1 protein-coding gene is annotated in these 1,477 nt (G+C 64.1%); it reads right to left on the bottom strand.

Going from position 1 to position 1,477, the window contains the following annotated elements:
* Positions 1-30: 30 nt before the first annotated feature.
* Positions 31-1,302, bottom strand: coding sequence for a crotonyl-CoA carboxylase/reductase (gene ccrA, locus ACIPIA_RS16170; RefSeq protein WP_400510995.1), 1,272 nt, complete (start codon positions 1,300-1,302; stop codon positions 31-33).
* Positions 1,303-1,477 lie beyond the last annotated feature (175 nt).

Genomic DNA, 1,477 nt, shown 5'->3' with positions numbered 1-1,477 from the left:
CGAATTGCAAGCAGTCAGAGACCGCTTCGCTCAGCCTCCCAGCGCCTCGGCGACATCCTCATAGGTCCTCAGGCCCGTGCGCGGCGCGTAGACCAGCACGGACATGTTGCCGGGCGCATGCTCGTTCTTCCACATCTTGTGATGGGCGAGCGGGATCTTGTCCCAGGGAAAGACCTCGGACATGCAGGGGTCGATGCGCCGGTCGATCACGAACTGGTTGGCGGCACTCGCCTGCTTGAGATGCGCGAAATGCGAGCCCTGCACGCGCTTCTGCCGCATCCAGACATAGCGCGCGTCGAAGGTGATGTTGAAGCCCGAGGTCCCGGCGCAGAAGACCACCATGCCGCCACGCTTGGCGACGAGGCACGAGACCGGAAAGGTCGCCTCGCCGGGGTGCTCGAAGACGATGTCGACATCCTTCTTTCCGGTGATGTCCCAGATCGCCTTGCCGAACTTGCGCGCCTCCTTGGTCCACTCCGCATATTCCGGCGAGTTGACCTTGGGCATCTGGCCCCAGCAGTCGAAGTCCTTGCGGTTGATCACGCCCTTGGCGCCCAGACCGAGAACATAGTCGCGTTTGGTCTCGTCCGAAATCACGCCGATGGCGTTGGCGCCCGAGGCGGCGCAGAGCTGCACGCCGAAAACGCCGAGACCGCCGGACGCTCCCCAGACGAGCACGTTGTCGCCGGGCTTGATCGTGTGCGGGGCATGGCCGAAGAGCATTCGATAGGCGGTTGCCAGCGTCAGCGTGTAGCAGGCGGCTTCCTCCCAGGCGAGGTGCTTCGGCTTCAGCATCAGCTGGCGCGACTGCACCCGGCAGAACTGGGCGAAGGAGCCATCCGGGGTCTCGTAACCCCAGATGCGCTGGCTCGCCGAGAACATCGGATCGCCGCCATTGCACTCCTCGTCGTCACCATCGTCCTGGTTGCAGTGAACGATGACCTCGTCGCCGACCTTCCAGCGCTTCACCTTGGACCCGACAGCCCAGACGATGCCGGCACAGTCGGAGCCAGCGACGTGGAAGGGCGCCTTGTGCACGTCGAAGGGCGAGATCGGCTGGCCGAGGCCGGCCCAGATGCCGTTGTAGTTGACGCCGCCCGCCATCACGAGAAGCAGCACTTCCTCCTCGCCGATCGCCCAGGTCGGCACGACTTCGACCTGGAAGCTGTCCTGCGGGGGGCCATGGCGCTCACGCCGGATCGCCCAGGCATACATCCTCTCCGGGACATGGCCGAGCGGCGGCAATTCGTCGAGCTCGTAGAGATCCTTGAGCGGTTTCACGGCGGCCTGCGACTTCGACATGGTCGTCTCCCTGCTCTCATCCGTCAGCGACCGGAGCATGGGTCCAGCGGATGTGGATGCCGATCATGCACCATATGCTGCGCTGCGCCATTAATCTAAGGAATCACACCGCGGTGCAAAAATTTCCCGGATGCGGCCGTCCACGAGAGCGCTTGCGCTTTCTTCACGCTTCCGG

The organism is Allobosea sp. CER48 (genome assembly GCF_044752385.1).
Classification (GTDB): domain Bacteria; phylum Pseudomonadota; class Alphaproteobacteria; order Rhizobiales; family Beijerinckiaceae; genus Allobosea.
Note: the sequence above shows the minus strand (reverse complement) of the source record. Positions and strands in the feature narration are given on the sequence as shown.